General features: G+C 62.5%; 13 protein-coding genes and 3 pseudogenes. 4 read left to right on the top strand and 12 right to left on the bottom strand.

All coding sequences use genetic code 11. The annotated features are described in order from the left end of the window. Positions 1-81 precede the first annotated feature (81 nt). A complete protein-coding gene (locus tag NMG80_RS13030) occupies positions 82-645 on the bottom strand; it encodes a rhomboid family intramembrane serine protease (RefSeq protein ID WP_254018472.1) in 564 nt (187 codons plus the stop codon). A gap of 392 nt (positions 646-1037) precedes the next feature. Here NMG80_RS13030 and NMG80_RS13025 point away from each other — a divergent pair, with 392 nt between their 5' ends. Then, positions 1038-1307 (top strand): hypothetical protein, encoded by a 270-nt coding sequence (locus tag NMG80_RS13025; RefSeq protein WP_254018471.1) that lies wholly within the window; start codon positions 1038-1040, stop codon positions 1305-1307. Between the two features lie 358 nt (positions 1308-1665). Here the strand turns inward: NMG80_RS13025 and NMG80_RS13020 are convergent. Beyond that, positions 1666-2196 (bottom strand): annotated as a pseudogene (locus NMG80_RS13020) (nucleotidyl transferase AbiEii/AbiGii toxin family protein); the annotation flags it as partial. Beyond that, on the bottom strand, positions 2183-2983 hold the full coding sequence (locus NMG80_RS13015) for a type IV toxin-antitoxin system AbiEi family antitoxin domain-containing protein (protein ID WP_254018470.1): 801 nt from the start codon (positions 2981-2983) through the stop codon (positions 2183-2185). The gene NMG80_RS13015 and the pseudogene NMG80_RS13020, both read right to left, overlap by 14 nt. 260 nt (positions 2984-3243) lie before the next feature. On the opposite strand from NMG80_RS13015, the gene NMG80_RS13010 reads away from it, so the two are divergent. Together NMG80_RS13010 and NMG80_RS13005 are read left to right on the top strand one after the other, a co-directional pair. Next, complete coding sequence (locus NMG80_RS13010; RefSeq protein WP_254018469.1) at positions 3244-3408, top strand: hypothetical protein; 165 nt, start codon at positions 3244-3246, stop codon at positions 3406-3408. Beyond that, a complete protein-coding gene (locus NMG80_RS13005; protein WP_254018468.1) occupies positions 3401-4015 on the top strand; it encodes an ATP-binding cassette domain-containing protein in 615 nt (204 codons plus the stop codon). Before NMG80_RS13010 ends, NMG80_RS13005 begins: the two co-directional genes overlap by 8 nt. Here the strand turns inward: NMG80_RS13005 and NMG80_RS13000 are convergent. Beyond that, positions 3980-4117 (bottom strand): annotated as a pseudogene (locus NMG80_RS13000) (SDR family oxidoreductase); the annotation flags it as partial. The gene NMG80_RS13005 and the pseudogene NMG80_RS13000 sit on opposite strands and share 36 nt — an antisense overlap. Before the next feature lie 41 nt (positions 4118-4158). On the opposite strand from NMG80_RS13000, the pseudogene NMG80_RS12995 reads away from it, so the two are divergent. Further along, a pseudogene (locus tag NMG80_RS12995) lies at positions 4159-4461 on the top strand (integrase); the annotation flags it as partial. Between the two features lie 174 nt (positions 4462-4635). Here NMG80_RS12995 and tauC read toward each other — a convergent pair. The 8 genes from tauC to NMG80_RS12955 form a co-directional block, all read right to left on the bottom strand. Next, positions 4636-5490: a taurine ABC transporter permease TauC gene (gene tauC / locus NMG80_RS12990; RefSeq protein WP_254018467.1), complete on the bottom strand. Its 855-nt coding sequence runs from the start codon at positions 5488-5490 to the stop codon at positions 4636-4638. Then, positions 5487-6260 (bottom strand): taurine ABC transporter ATP-binding protein, encoded by a 774-nt coding sequence (locus NMG80_RS12985; protein WP_254018466.1) that lies wholly within the window; start codon positions 6258-6260, stop codon positions 5487-5489. The genes tauC and NMG80_RS12985 overlap by 4 nt, the downstream gene beginning before the upstream one ends. 104 nt (positions 6261-6364) lie before the next feature. Next, entirely contained in the window at positions 6365-7378 is a 1014-nt protein-coding gene (gene tauA, locus NMG80_RS12980) for a taurine ABC transporter substrate-binding protein (RefSeq protein WP_254018465.1), read from the bottom strand. Between the two features lie 683 nt (positions 7379-8061). Beyond that, complete coding sequence (locus tag NMG80_RS12975) at positions 8062-9384, bottom strand: NAD(P)/FAD-dependent oxidoreductase (protein WP_254018464.1); 1323 nt, start codon at positions 9382-9384, stop codon at positions 8062-8064. A gap of 11 nt (positions 9385-9395) precedes the next feature. Beyond that, positions 9396-10283 (bottom strand): ABC transporter permease, encoded by an 888-nt coding sequence (locus NMG80_RS12970; RefSeq protein WP_254018463.1) that lies wholly within the window; start codon positions 10281-10283, stop codon positions 9396-9398. Between the two features lie 11 nt (positions 10284-10294). Continuing rightward, the gene (locus tag NMG80_RS12965) at positions 10295-11245 is read right to left on the bottom strand and encodes an ABC transporter permease (protein WP_254018462.1); all 951 of its coding nucleotides are present in this window, start codon (positions 11243-11245) and stop codon (positions 10295-10297) included. Positions 11246-11305: 60 nt separating this feature from the next. Next, complete coding sequence (locus tag NMG80_RS12960) at positions 11306-12976, bottom strand: peptide ABC transporter substrate-binding protein (protein WP_254018461.1); 1671 nt, start codon at positions 12974-12976, stop codon at positions 11306-11308. Positions 12977-13051: 75 nt separating this feature from the next. Next, positions 13052-14383 (bottom strand): NAD(P)/FAD-dependent oxidoreductase, encoded by a 1332-nt coding sequence (locus NMG80_RS12955; protein ID WP_254018460.1) that lies wholly within the window; start codon positions 14381-14383, stop codon positions 13052-13054.

Below are 14383 nucleotides of genomic sequence, written 5' to 3'. Positions count from 1 at the left end.
GTCCCGAGGCAGCGGCGCGGCCGGCTGGCACGCCACGCGAAGGCTCTGCTGTGCATAAAGATAGAGACACGCCCTGAATCTTCAGACTTGCACGGCGCGTTGCGAAATCCTGAGCGCAATCCCTGAGACCAAACCAAAGGCCAGCCCCGTGAGATGACCTGGCTTTATGGCACCATCGCTGCTCACAAATAGATCAAGTCCGACGCCGACAAGTACGCCCGCTATTGCCATCCACCATCCGAACGAACGGATCGCGCCGGTCACCAACACCAAACCGCACAAAACCAGATATGCCTGCGATGCGCCCGAGATGAAAGCATCCGGGAGGGAGTACACCGTCACAAGCTGCGCTAGCGTTCCTCCGATTAATCCAACCGCTAGCGCGGTGCGCCACCCGAAGCGGGCCTCCGCAGCCTGACCGACGCTAGCGATCATGAGTGCGTTGAACAGCATATGTGGGAATTTGACGTGCAGCCACTGTGATGCCAGCAGTCTCCAAGTTTGAGGGAAAGAGAAATTCTCTCCCTTTATTGCCCCAAACGCCACAAGGTCCTGCGAACTCTGCTGCGCCCAAAGCGGCTGTCCTAAGCTGGTCGCGACAACAACCCAAGCCAAAATGACTCCAATCGCCCAGATCCACGACACGGGGACCTTTTGCTTACTCAAGGGCATCGACGTCAACCTTATCACTGCTGGAACACTCAGATCCCTGGCATGTGACGTGCCAGAATTCCACCTAAAGCGACCCGCCTTAAAGGGCAATGTCGTATTGGCTGCCGTCGACTTTTCGGCCCGCGCTTGGCTGAAAGGTACCCCTTGCAGACATGCGTGTCAGTGCCTCGAAGGAGAGGCGCTTGTGGTTATCGACGGCAATCAGCCGCCGCTCGAAAATCCCACGAATACGCTCAGCGACTCCGCCCATTTTCGCGTAACTATGCGCCTTAGAAGTTAGCGCGGGTTTCTCCTCGCGCTACCGCATCCTCCGCCCTGCCGGCCCCGTGGACAGCATGCCTAACACGACGAAAGGACAACGCTTGATGAGCGAAATGATATGGAGCTTCCAGACCAGGAACTTCAAGGTCGTCTGCGAAGCGGCAGAGCCCATCTTCATCGATCCCTTCGTGCACAGCCAAGAAGTCATCGACGCGATCAATCGCGACGACGCTATGCTCACGCACCTGCACGCGCGCGTCTATTGGCGCGGTAAGGAAGTCGGGCACGCTCGTAAGGTTGACTGCATCCATGGGAGCGCCCCCTCCCGGATGATGCCGAATATCGACATGCATTTGATAGCACCGTCGTCATAGACCATGAGCATCGCTACAAAGTGGCGCGATGGGCGATCAGCGACGCGCGAAAGACTCCAGCCGAGGTTCGGAGCGGTCTGCCCGACTTATTTCTTCGGAAAACCGCTTGACCACAGCCTTGCGACAAACAGCACCCGCCGGCGAAAGTATGACGCGCCGCAGCTTGGGGCAGCGCCTAGAGCCGGGCCTGCAAAGGTGCGCCTGGAAGATCAATCGATCAATCGGCACAACTTGCCGGTTACAGCGGAATGCCTTTGTACCGAGCCGCGCGCAATACCGGGATTGCCAGCGGCTGCAGTATGTCGACGGCTTTGTGGTGGCACCAGCGGTGACATGTCGGACACAGCACGGCGAAGCTTTCATTGGCAAGCAGGTCCCTCACGTCAAAGAGATCGCGCGGATGCTGCCGGTCAAGCGCGGCCATGATCTTGCCAGCATACAGGTCGGGAAACGAGACAACCTGGATTTCCGCGAACCCAAAGGTGTCTTCCACGCCCGGCGACACTGAACGCATCTCCGGCTCCAAAACGCAGCCACGCAGAACGGGTGTGACCTCAATCTTGATCTGCGCATCAGGCCGCTGAAGGGTCAGCTTGGTTACGATCTGTTCGCGGGCATTCATGACCTCAGTGACGCGCACGCCGCGCATACCATTCCGAATGGCCGCGGCTATCCGCTTCATGGCTGCGTCGATGGCGGTCAGCGATTCCGGGCGCGGAGCGACGGGTAAATACGTGAGGTCGATGTCGACGGACAGGCGTGGCATGTCGCGTACGAACAGGTTGATGGCGGTCCCGCCTTTCAGGGCGAAGTCCTTTTCGGCGGCGACGAACGGTATCACGTCGATCAGCAGCGCGACCTGGCGCCTGTAGCGTTCAGACAGGGGCACCGAGGTTCTTCGGTACGGTTATGAGGTACTTCGGGTCAAGCTTGCCGCCTTTTATGAGCATGCGTTTGCCGGAGCCAAGGCTCACGGCTGCGCGGTCGATCTGTTTCAGCCATGTTGGATTGTGCCGATCAGCAAACCAGAAAAACAGACGTTTGACCTTGACGCTCTTGCAGTCAGCAAGAAGAGTTTGCAGCCGTCGCGGACTGAGAGTCCGCAACCCTTCGACGACCATGTCGACCTGGTGAAAGCTCTCGCGGCCCGGAAGCTCGTCGAGCATCTCAAGCAAGGCGCGCTCGGGTGTCGAAACGACAAGCGGCCAGTCGGACGGTCCCGGCACCTCCCGCAATGTGCCTGCCTGCAAGGCGTCCTTGTTCTCCGCAAGGGACTTGAACAACGCCTGGGACTGGTGAAACCGGAACGTCTCTTTCAGCGGAAGCTTTACAAGCCACCCCGGTGGCGGCTCTGTTCCGTATAGCTGGATTGTCGAGGGGCCGGTGGCTGACAAATAGTGGCTGAAACCTTGCATATCGAGCGCGGTACGCCCTCCGACAGCAAGGTGGCGGCCCATGAGTTTCTGCAATGAGACGATCGTCTTTTGCCAGTCCAGTTCGCCGAGCGGGCGCTTATATGTCCCCCGCACGGGCTGAACCAGCCATCCGGCAGAAACATACTGGCTGCGCAGACTCGTCGAGTAGCCGTGCCGCTCCATCCAGGCCGCATCGGCCAGCAGGCCCTCTGGCAGGGTTCTTTCGAGTTGGTTTAGCTTTCCGTGCTTTTGCTCAGCCATACTTAGTAAAATAGCACGCTTTCAAACCAAATTCCAGTTTAAAAAATCCCGGTTTCCCGTAGCTAAGCTAAGCAAAATAGAGGGAGTTCAAACCGAACTCATAAAATGTCGCCCCAAGGGGCGCGCTCGCTCGGCCTCTCCTACATGCAGACCAGGCGCTATGTGATCGTGCCCCAAGGCGGTGCGCCGCATCATGGCGCCGCTGCTTAACGACTTCATTGGCCTGCAGAAGGATACCGCCCTCGTCCAAGTCGTGGGGTATGGTCGATGCCTTCAACCAGTCGCGCATCATCGCCGCCAATGCCTTCAATCTCTCGGCGGTCACTATCGTGGCGATCCTCTTTGTACTGATTACTATTCCCCAGGCGCGTTTCGTCGACCGGCTGATCGAACGCGACACGGCGCGCATGCGGGCAGGTGGCTGAAGTGGCGTTTCTGGAGATCAAGAACGTCCACAAGGAATTCGGCGCCTTTCAGGTGCTGCGAGGCGTCAATCTGGACGTCATCGAGCATCAGGTCGTCTGCCTCATCGGTCCTTCGGGCTGCGGCAAGTCCACGTTGCTCCGCTGCATCAACGGGCTAGAGAAAATCCAGGGCGGCGAAATCAGGCTCGAGGACGACCGGATTTCGGGACCGGGCATTGATGTGAACAAGCTGCGGCAGAACGTAGGAATCGTGTTTCAGAGCTTCAACCTGTTCCCGCACATGAGCGTCATCGAGAACGTGACGCTGGCGCCGAGAACCGACGTCATTTCACCACCCGTCGGGCGCGGCAAGCGCAACCGATGTGGAAGATGGGCCATCGGCGCAGGTAGTTGCCGACAGTCCGCCAGTGCCGCAACGGCTTGTATGAAAGCCTCACGCCTTGCGCGTAAAGTTGCGAGCGCTCAAGCGGGGTGCCTCAACCCCACATGGAGTTCCGAGGGTGAGACTGCAGCCAGACTTTTACCGCAGAGTACCTGTGGCTATTTTGGAGCGACTATCAAACTCGGAGGCTCAATCCGCGGTCCAGCCGCCATCAACGACCAGTGAAGTCCCGGTGACCGGGGCCGACGCATCGGAGGCAAGGTAGACCACCGCTCCCATGACATCCTCGACGCGTCCGAGGCGCCCGAGCTTGATTCTGGACAGGACGTCCCGGGAAAAGGCCGGATCCTGGAGATACGGCCGCGAACGGGCTCGTGCTTGGAAAGCGAGGCCGTCCGAAGAACGCCACGACGATCTCGACCGATGTGGGTCGCATCGAGCGGCACATCGTTCCTCTGCTCGGTAGTCGACGGGTACAGGATTTGGCCAAGTCCGACATCACGCAGACCCTGAAGGACATTATGGCGGGCAAGACGCGTGCGAACGTCAAGACTGACAAGCTGCGCGGGCGCGCTATCGTGCGCGGTGGCGCCGGCACGGCGGCTCGAACGATAGGTCTCTTCGGCGGTATTCTCACCTATGCGGTTGAGTTGGGCATGCCCAGTAGAAACTCTCGTCAGGCGGCGGAAGACGGTTACGCTCGGCATTCCTCTCCGCAGTTTCGCGGATCCAAGTGTCGGCGCTGACCTGCGTCTTGCGATTCGCCTCGATGGCTCGGAGCCGGTTTGCAAGAAAGGCAAACAGCGCTGCGGCGGGGTGACCCATCATGGTCATGTCCAGTTGTGTCATTCGCGTCCCGCCCACGGGACGAGCGCGCGCTCGATCCTGCGGATGGCGAATTCGAGCACGAAGGCGATTGCCGCGATGACCAGGATCCCCATCACCACGACGTCGGTGACGAGGAACTGGGCGGCCGACTGGATCATGAAGCCGAGGCCGCGCGTCGCCGCCACCAGTTCGGCGGCGACCAGCGTGGACCAGCCGACGCCGAGCGCGATGCGCTGGCCCGTCAGGATGGAGGGCAGCGCGCTGGGTAGGATAACGTATCGGACGACTTGTCCGCGCGTGGCGCCGAGTGAGCGGGCCGCGTTGATGCGCTCCTGCGAAACACCACGCACGCCGGAAGCGGTGGACAGCGCCACCGGCGCCAGCATGGCGATGGCGATCACTAGGATCTTGGACGGCTCGCCAATGCCGAACCAGATGATGACCAGCGGCAGATAGGCGAGCGGCGGGATCGGGCGCAGGAATTCGAGTAAGGGATCGAAGATGCCGCGCCCGACGGTGCTGATGCCGATCGCCAGCCCGACCGGGACCCCGACGAGGACGGCAGCGACAAGCGCGGCAAACACCCGCCACAGGCTGGCGGCGATATGCTGGAGCAGCGTCGCATCGACGAAACCGTCGCTGGCGACCGCCATGAATTTGCTCCACACGGCGGCGGGCGACGGCAGAAACACCGGCGATACCAGTTGCAGGAGAGCCGATAGCGCCCAGACCCCCAGCACGCTCAGAATGGTGAGGGCGCTGACGAAGCGTGCCGAGATCGTCGCTCGCTTCCTTGACGGCCGCGGCACGGACACGGTGTCTGTCTCGTCGAGCTTGCGGCTGGGCCGTTCTGCGTAGGAAGAAATAGTCACGCCGCCTCTCCCTCGAAGATCGCGTCGGTGAGTTCGCCCCGCGCCGCCGCAAAGGCGGGGTCGGCCTTGATGTCCCGAAGCGGTTCGCCAGCCAGATAGCGCCGGCTGAATCCGGTTTCGAATGTCCGCACGACACGGCCCGGACCTGGCGCCAGGACGACGATGCGGGTGCCTAGCACCAGGGCTTCCTCTATGCCGTGCGTGACCATCAGGACGGCGACGCGGCTCGCTTTCCAGATGTCGAGCAGCGTGGTCTGCATGCGCTCGCGGGTCAGCGCATCGAGTGCGCCCAGCGGCTCGTCCAGCAGCAGGAATTGCGGCTCCGCGGCTAGGGCCCGCGCCAGCCCGACGCGCTGGCGCATGCCGCCCGACAACTCCCAGATACGCCTCTCGCCCGAGCCTTCGAGCTTCACCAGCGCCAGAAGCGCATCGGCGCGGCGCTCGCGTTCGCTTGGCCGGACACCGCGCAGCCGGAGCGCGAAGGCGACGTTCTCGCGCGCCGTCAACCACGGAAACAGCGCATCGTTCTGGAAGACCACGGCGCGATCGGCGTCGGGCGCGATAATAGGCGTGCCGTCGACCGTGACGCTGCCGCCTGCGGGCTTCACCAAGCCGGCCGCGACGTTGAGCAGCGAGGTCTTGCCGCATCCCGAGCGGCCGACCAGCACGACGAAATCGCCGCTGGCGACATCGATCGAGGCGCGCTCGACCGCCGGCCTTGCCTGACCGTCGTAACAAACGGACACTTGATCAAGAACCAGTCTCGGCATCTTCCCTCGCACGAGGTTTTACGAACGGAAGCCCGCCCCGAAACCGCTCGGCAGTTCCGGGGCAGGCAGCGCGCGGCATTCGGGAGGAGAGCCGCGCGAACACATCAATTCGAGGCGAGCGCCTCGGCGGCGTATTTAGCGGCCACATATTTCGAGTAGTCCGGAAGGACAGCGTCGATCTTGCCTTGCTCCTTCAAGAAGGCGGATGTGGCCTCGACCGCCTTGACGGTACCGCCGCCGAGGAACTTGTCCGACGTCTGCTCCTCGAGCGTCGGGAAGACATAGCCCTTCAGCAGTTGCGGCACCTCTTCCAACTTGGCGCCCGTGATCCTGGCGATCTTCTCGGTCTGCGGCGACGACACCGACCAGGCGTCCGGTTTCGCCAAGAACTCGGCATAGGCAGCGCCGGTCACCTTGACGAAGTCGCGCACCGCTTCCGGATTCTTTTCGGCGAAATCGGTCCGTACGATCCACGCGTCGAAGGTCGGCGCGCCCCATGCGGCGACTTGCGAGGAATCAAGCACGACCTTGCCCGAGGGCTTGATCTGGCCGAGCGCTGGGTCCCAGACATAGGCCGCGTCAATATCGCCGCGCGCCCAGGCTGCAGCGATTTCCGGCGGGCGTAGATTGAGGATTTCGACCGATTTCGGATCGATGCTTTCGTGCTTCAGCGCGGCGAGCAGGCTGTAATGCGTGGTCGAGACGAAGGGCACCGCCACCTTCTTGCCCGCGAGGTCGGCGACCTTCTCAATGCCGGCGCCGTTGCGCGCGACCAGCGCCTCGGATTCGCCGATCAGGCCGACGATGAAGATGGTCTGGATGGGCAGTTCGCGACTGGCGGCGGCCGCAAGCGGGCTCGACCCGACATAGCCGATATCGACCGAGCCGGAGGCGACGGCGGCGATTACGTCGGCACCGGAATCGAATTTGCGCCAGTCTATGGCCGCCTTGGTCGCTGCCTCATAGAGGCCGTCGGCCTGCGGAACTTTCGAGGGTTCGACTACCGTCTGATAGGCGATGGTGATCTTGAGGTCTTCGGCGGATGCCGGGCTGAGAAAGGCTACGCCGGCCAGTGCCGCGGACGACAGGAGAAGGATGCGTCGCGAAATGGTGGACATGAAGGGCTCCATAAAATGAGAAATCCGATGCCCTTCCATAGTCAGCTAATTCTATTGACCTTGTAGAGTTAAATCCTTCCAACCCTGCCGCAATCGTTAGAAAAAAGACTCCGGTGAAATGCGGCCAAAGCAGATATGGCGGTTGCACCTGACGTTTTGGCCGACTGGGGTGGCGAGCATCCTTCAGTATGCGAACCGCCGCGATAGACGTCACTATTCATCTGAGTCGTGTGGCGCCTGCGGCGGCACCGCGGGCCGGCAAGGGGCAGAACCGCAAAGGAGCCTGACCGCATTTGTGCAACAGTTGGCCCCGACAGCCGAAAGGTATCCCTCTATCAGTCACCATTTTCATTTCGACGAGAGAATTCGCTCGACGAACGAACTTGTATTAATAAGGTTTGAGGTGACACTTGGCCTATCGAAGGGGAGCGGCGATGGTTGGCTGATTGCTGGGTAAGGTGGCAGTCCTAAATCGACCGGTTTCGCGTCGAATAAGTGGATCTTGTCATAGCGCGCGGCAATCGCGCCTTGGCTATCGATCAGAAAGCACCGGTTGCTCAACTAAGCGATTCGCGTCGAAAAGTACCGTCACGCAACGAATATGAAGCATCTCATCTAGGGTCTGCGCCAGGGCCGTCACGTTCGCACGAGTTCTGTTTTCTTGCTCCATCAAGACCGCGAATTCATGCGTGCGGGGGCAGTGTCGCGCCGTCACGCCGGGTCCGCCCCCAGTCCAGCGCACGGTGGTAACGCAGGCTGAGCTGCGGGGCGAAGCTCATATAGAACGGCGCGTGATGCAGGGGCTCGACCTTAAGGGACAGATCCCTTTCCGGCACGCCAAGCGCCCATTCGGAGAGGATGCCGCCGAGCATCGACCCAGTAGGCACGCCGCGGCCCGACAGGCCGGTCAGCGCCACCACGCCCGGCGCCAGCCCGTAAAGTCGCGGAATTGTGCGTTGCTGCATGTCGAGCTCGCCAAACCAGAGGTACTTCCAGCGCAGTTCGGTACGGATCTGCGGGTGCAGCCATTTCAGGCGATCGGTCATCACCTGGCGCGTATAGTCGAGATCGCGGCCGCGCCGCCCCATCGGGAACATGGATGCCACGATGCGGCCTTCCGCATTGTACTTGTAGACGAAGATGTCGCCGCGCCCGTCATGGATCGAGGTATTGCGCGGCAGCACCGTGCGGCGCTCCTCCTGCGACAGCGGCTGCGTCGCTGCCACGAAAACGCGCATGATGCGGAAACTCTGGTCGAGCTTCGGCCAGCCGCCCACCGTATATGCGCCGGTCGCGAAGATCACCTTATCGGCCAGCACGCCGCCCTTGGCCGTGACGACGCGCCATTTGCCGGCCTCCGGCTTGACCTCGGTGACCGCTGAGCCGGTATGCAGGCGTCCGCCCTCCTGGATGACCGCGCGGGCCAGTCCACGCGCATAACCGAGGGGATTAAGATGGCCAGCCTCTTCATGCACCCAGCCGCCGTGAAAGCGTGCGCTGCCCGTGATCGCCTCCATTTCGGCGCGATCGACGAAGCGGGTCCGGGCCCCGACGGCGTTGTAGTCGTCCGCCTTGCGCCTGAGTGTCTCGACGGCCGATGGATAGGCGGCAGCCTGGACGAACCCGTTGCGCACCCATTCGCACTGTATCTGGTAGCGCTCGATCATGTCGGCGACACGATCGGCGGCCCGGGTCTGGCGCTGGATCAGCCGTTCGGCCCAGGGTTCGCCGATAAGCTTGCGCAATTGCGGCAGGCTGAAATGGATGAAGGTCGGCGTGCAGTGGCCGGCGTTGCGTCCGGAGCCGCCGAAACCGGCCTGCTCGGCTTCGAGGATCACAACCTTGACGCCGGCGCGGGCGAGTTCGAGCGCCGTGGTCATGCCGGTGTAGCCCGCGCCAACGACGCAGACATCGGCCTGAACCGTCTCGTCCAGCGGACGCGTCGATGGCGCTTCACCTGCCGTGGCGTACCAAAGCGTCGCATCGAAAGGCGAGAAATTCGCCACCTGCGTCCCCCTCAACTGAGATCGCTGCGGGCATCGAGCGCGTCGCGCAGGCCGTCACCGATGAAATTGAAGCTGGTGACCGCGAGCGTGATGGCGATGCCGGGAACGATCGCCAGCCACGGCGCACTGCCCAGATATTGTTGGGCGCCATTCAGCATGTTGCCCCAGCTCGGCAGCGGCGGCTGGATGCCGTAGCCAAGGAAGCTAACATAGGCTTCGAGCAGGATTGCCCGGGCCACCGTCAGCGTCGCGGCGACGATGATCGGGCCGATGGCGTTGGGCAATAATTCGCGGAACATGATCCAGCGGTTGGAGAGGCCGAGCATGCGGGCGGCAAGAATGAAGTCGCGTTCGCGCAACGAGCGCACTTCCGTCGAAACGATCCGCGCCACCTCCATCCAGGTCGTCACCGCGATGATGACGGTGATCATCAGCGGGTCGGGTCGGATGAAGGCCGCGAGTGCCAGCAGCAGGAAGATGCTCGGAAATGAGAGGAACGCGTCGGTGAAGCGCATCAGCGCGGCGTCGACGCGGCCGCCATAGTAGCCGGACAAGACGCCGATGACCGTGCCTATGACGATGCTGATGAGCATCGCGCAGAACCCCACCAGCAAGGAGATGCGCCCCGCATGGAACAGGCGGGCAGCCACATCGCGGCCAAGCGGGTCGGTCCCGAAGATGTGCCCGCCGGTCATTGGCGGCGCGAAGCGGGCACGCAGGTCGATGAAGAGCTGGTCATAGGGCAGCACGTAAGGCCCCAGCACGCAGGCGATGGTCAGCACCGCGATCATGACGACGCCGAACATCGCCAGCCGATGGCGGCGGAAGCGACGGGCGGTGCGGCTGCGCCACCAATTCTCGGGAGGCAGGTCGAGGTTGGCTGGGGCGACGGTGGACATTCTCGGGGTCCTCACGCCAGCCGGATGCGCGGGTCGACGAAGGCGCTGATGAGATCGGCCAGCAGATTGCCGATCAGCACCAGCACGGCCGAGAACATCAGCAGCCCCATTACGACCGGGTAGTCGTTGTAGCCGAGGCTGTCCAGAAACAGCCGGCCCATGCCGGGCCAGGTGAACACGGTCTCGGTGACAAGAGCCCCACCAAGCAGCGCCGGCACCTGCAGCCCCGCTAGCGTGATCATCGGCAGCAGGGCATTGCCCACAACATGCTTAAACAGCACGCGCCGCGCCGACAGGCCTTTGGCGCGCGCGGTCTTGATGAAATCCTGATTGACCACGTCCAGCGTCGCGGTGCGCATGTAGCGGCTCCAGATCGCGACATCGACCAGCGCGAGCACCGATGCCGGCAACACGAGGTGCCAGAGCACGTCGCCAACGGAACCGCTGCCGATCGTGTACATGTTGCCGGCCGGAAACCATCCGAGATTGAGCGAGAAGACATAGATGGCGATGAGGCCGAACCAGAAGGTCGGCACCGACAGCGCGATCATGGCGCCGACGGTCGCGGCGTAGTCGAAGATGGAATAGCGCCGGATCGCGCCCATGATGCCGATCCATACGCCGAGCGTCATGGCGATCGCCGTTGCACTGCCCATCAGCAGCAGCGTCGCCGGCAGATGATCGAGGATCACCGTCAGGACGGGTCGATTGTCTCGGAAGGACGCGCCCCAGTCGCCTTGCAGCAGATGCCACAGCCAGTCGACATATTGCACGATGATTGGACGGTTGAGCCCCATCTGCTCGGCGATGCGGTCGAGATCCTGCTTGCTGATGCCGGGCGTCAGGGCGAATTGCGACATCGGCCCGCCCGGGGCGAGCAGCAGTACGAAGTAGCCGATGATCGACACGAGGAACAGCAGCACCAGGCTTTGCCCGATCCGTCCGACGATATATCGCAGCATGGTGATCGCCCGATGTTGTTGCCAGGTCGGGCGCAGCCACCCAACCTGGCTTGGTTGGGGTCAGCCTTCCCAGTACCAGGTGCCGACATTCCAGGTGTCGATGCGGTTGTTGACGTTGGGGGTGAAGCCCATCAGTCCCTTCTTGCGGCCGCGCACCGTGGTGTACTGGAACAGAGGCAGCAGCGGCAGATCATTGCGCACCACTTCCTGCAGCTTCATGTAGGAGGCCTTGCGCTCGTCGGGCACCAGAGAGTTACCGCCTTCCTGCAGCAGCTTGTCGACCTCGGAGCTGTGGTATTGCCAAGTGTTCTGCCCAGCGCCCCCCGTCGCCACGCTCGATGTCGATGCGAAGTAATCTGAGGTGTCGGGATCGGGGCCGGTCAGGAAGTCGATGCCGACGATGACGCTGTCGAACTGCGACGTCATCCAGTAGTCGCCCCACATGACGGCCGGCGGCAGGTTCGATATGGTCATCTCGACGCCGATGTCCTTGAACGACTGCTGTATGAACTGCTGCGCCTGCTCACGGATGTGGTTGCCCGCCGTGGTCGAGCAGGTGAAGGCGAGCTTGACCCCATCCTTCGCCCGGACGCCGTCGCCTCCGGCGACCCAGCCGGCGCCATCCAGCACCGCTTTGGCCTTCTCCAGGCTGAACTCGTGCTTGGGCAGATCAGGATTGTAGTAGAACGACTGCTGCGGCATGTAGGTCTCGGTCGGCGTGGGCAGACCGTAATAGAGCGCGTCGATGATCGCCTGCTTGTCGATCGCGTGGTAGAGCGCCGCGCGCACCGCGGGATCCTTGAATTGCGGCCTGCCCATATTGAGGGTGAAGCTTTCAACGGTGCTGCCCGCGACGAGCTGGACCTCGCGATCGGCGAGGCCCTTGGCTTCTTCATAGTGGTCCGGAGTGATCCACTGCAGGCCGGTGATGTCGATGTCGCCGGACTTGAACTGCGTGTAGAGCACATTGAGGTCCGGGATGTACTTGATGATGACGCGCTCCAGATAGGGTCCCTCACCAAAGTAGTCTGCGTTGGCGAGGAGCTCGATGTGATCGCCGGCTACCCGCTTGCCCCATTTGAACGCGCCGGTACCGATCGGCGCATTGTTGAAGGGCGCGGTGTTCTTGTCAGCCGCCTCGCCAAGCGCATGCTTTGGAACGATGAAGGTCGATGCGAGGATCGAAGGATAGGGCGCGTAGGTCTTTTCCATCCGCCAGGTGATCTCGGACGGCGAGACGACCTTGATGTCACGCACGAGGTCGTGGCCGGCGCGGCGCCAGCTGCGGAAATCGGGCTCGACCATCAGGTCCAGCGTGAACTTGACGTCCTCGGCGGTGAACGGTTGCCCGTCGTGCCATTTGACGCCGTCGCGTAGCTTGATCTTCCAATTGAGGCCGTCGGCGGAAATACCGCCATTTTCGACAGTCGGCACCTCGGCCGCCAGGGCAGGCGTGAACTTGCCATCCGGGTCGACGTTGAACAGCGGATCGAAAACGGCGAAATGCACGCCCTCGTCGACTTCGATGTGCAGCAGGTGCGGATTGAACACCGTCGGCTCCTGCGAGAACCCGACGATGAGCTGGCCCGTCGGCTTGTCGGGTGCGGCCGCCAGCGCGGAGCCGCGACCGATGAGCGCCGGCACAGCGAGGCTGGCGCCGGTGGCGGCCATCAGGCCGAGTGCTTTGCGCCGGCTAATTTCCGGAAACAATGTGGTCTTGTCGGTGGCCATGTCATTCTCCTCTGTGGTTACGCGGTTGCGTTGCTCATTATCAATCCGCCCTTCTGCCGGAGCGGCCTGGTTCAACTAGAATCCGGTGATCAGCTCGATCTTCGATCCGTCGCTGAAGCGCGAAAAGCGGAAAGCGCCGGGGTCGACGATGGGCGTGCGGTTGGTAACGATGTCGGCCATGAGCCGGCCGGCAGCCGGGCCGATGCCGAAACCGTGACCGGAAAAGCCGGTTGCGATGTGGAAGCCTGGAGTGCTGTCGATTGCCGAGATCACCGGGACGGCGTCCGGGGTGACGTCGATGTAGCCCGCCCAGCGCTGCGCGATCTCAGCCTTTGCGAACGCCGGGAAAGCCTGGGTGAGTTCGACCAGCGCAGCATCGGAAAGTTTCTTGGACGGCTGGGGGTCGAGCACGCGGTTGTATTCGAAGGGGCTTGCCTCATCGAGCGACCAGCGGCTGGGGATCCGCGCTTCATCGAAGAAGCGGCCGCCGAGCCGAAACCGCAGCGAATGCCATTCGGCGCGCAGGGCGGGTATGAAGTCGGCGGCGAAGCGGAAACTCTTCGGCACGATGTCGACGACGTTCTCGTGCCCGGAAGCGATGGTATAGCCGCCATCCCTGCGCTTGCGAACCGCGAAGCTTTTCGCCCAGATCGCCTGATCCGGCCCGCCTTCGAGAGGCTTGGTGCGGATCACCGAATTCATCACCTTGAGCTGCGGCAAGCGCAGACCGTGATTGCCGGAGAACAGGCTCGACCAGGCCCCGCCGGCCAGCACCACCGCGGCGCAGGCGATCGGCCCGCGTTCCGTGACCACGCCTGAAACCTTGCCGGCGCTGGTCTCGATGCCACGCACCGCGCATTCGGTCAGCACCGTCGCTCCCTTGCGCCGTGCGGCCTCGGCTATCGCCGGAGCTGCCTTCTGCGGCTCGGCGCGCCCGTCGACCGGTGTATAGAGCGCGCCCTTGATGTCTAACCGCGAGTCGGGAAACATCGCCTTGAATTCGGCGCCGCTCAGCATGCGCGATTCCAGCTGGTACGGTTCGAGGTTGCGGTTCCAGCGCTCGTGTTCGGCAAAATCGCGATCCGTTTCGCAGGTGAAGATGATGCCGGCGCGCGTGTACCCGGTATCCGCTTCGACGCGCTTGTCGAGGTTGCTCCAAAGACGCAACGCTTCCGCCATCAGCGGCACCTCACGCGGATCGCGCCGCGAAATGCGCACCCATCCCCAATTGCGGCTCGACTGCTCGTGGCCGATGCCGCCCTTCTCGCACAGCGCTACGCTCAGGCCGCGCTCGGCGAGTTCCAGCGCGGTCGTAGTACCGATGATGCCACCGCCGATAACGACGACGTCGACCTTTTCGGGCAATTCGGCATCGCCATGAACGGGAACGACGTAAGGACCTGGCAT

It is taken from the genome of Mesorhizobium escarrei (genome assembly GCF_935825525.1).
Taxonomy (GTDB): domain Bacteria; phylum Pseudomonadota; class Alphaproteobacteria; order Rhizobiales; family Rhizobiaceae; genus Mesorhizobium; species Mesorhizobium escarrei.
This window is presented reverse-complemented; position numbering and strand designations above follow the sequence as displayed.

Excerpts from the sequence above, each read along its gene's own strand:
- NMG80_RS13025 (WP_254018471.1), top strand. The coding sequence starts at position 1,038 with ATGAGCGAAATGATATGGAGCTTCCAGACCAGGAACTTCAAGGTCGTC.
- NMG80_RS12960 (WP_254018461.1), bottom strand. The coding sequence starts at position 12,976 with ATGGCCACCGACAAGACCACATTGTTTCCGGAAATTAGCCGGCGCAAA.
- NMG80_RS12970 (WP_254018463.1), bottom strand. The coding sequence starts at position 10,283 with ATGTCCACCGTCGCCCCAGCCAACCTCGACCTGCCTCCCGAGAATTGG.
- NMG80_RS13015 (WP_254018470.1), bottom strand. The coding sequence starts at position 2,983 with ATGGCTGAGCAAAAGCACGGAAAGCTAAACCAACTCGAAAGAACCCTG.
- tauA (WP_254018465.1), bottom strand. The coding sequence starts at position 7,378 with ATGTCCACCATTTCGCGACGCATCCTTCTCCTGTCGTCCGCGGCACTG.
- NMG80_RS12965 (WP_254018462.1), bottom strand. The coding sequence starts at position 11,245 with ATGCTGCGATATATCGTCGGACGGATCGGGCAAAGCCTGGTGCTGCTG.
- NMG80_RS12985 (WP_254018466.1), bottom strand. The coding sequence starts at position 6,260 with ATGCCGAGACTGGTTCTTGATCAAGTGTCCGTTTGTTACGACGGTCAG.
- NMG80_RS12955 (WP_254018460.1), bottom strand. The coding sequence starts at position 14,383 with ATGCCAGGTCCTTACGTCGTTCCCGTTCATGGCGATGCCGAATTGCCC.
- NMG80_RS13010 (WP_254018469.1), top strand. The coding sequence starts at position 3,244 with ATGGTCGATGCCTTCAACCAGTCGCGCATCATCGCCGCCAATGCCTTC.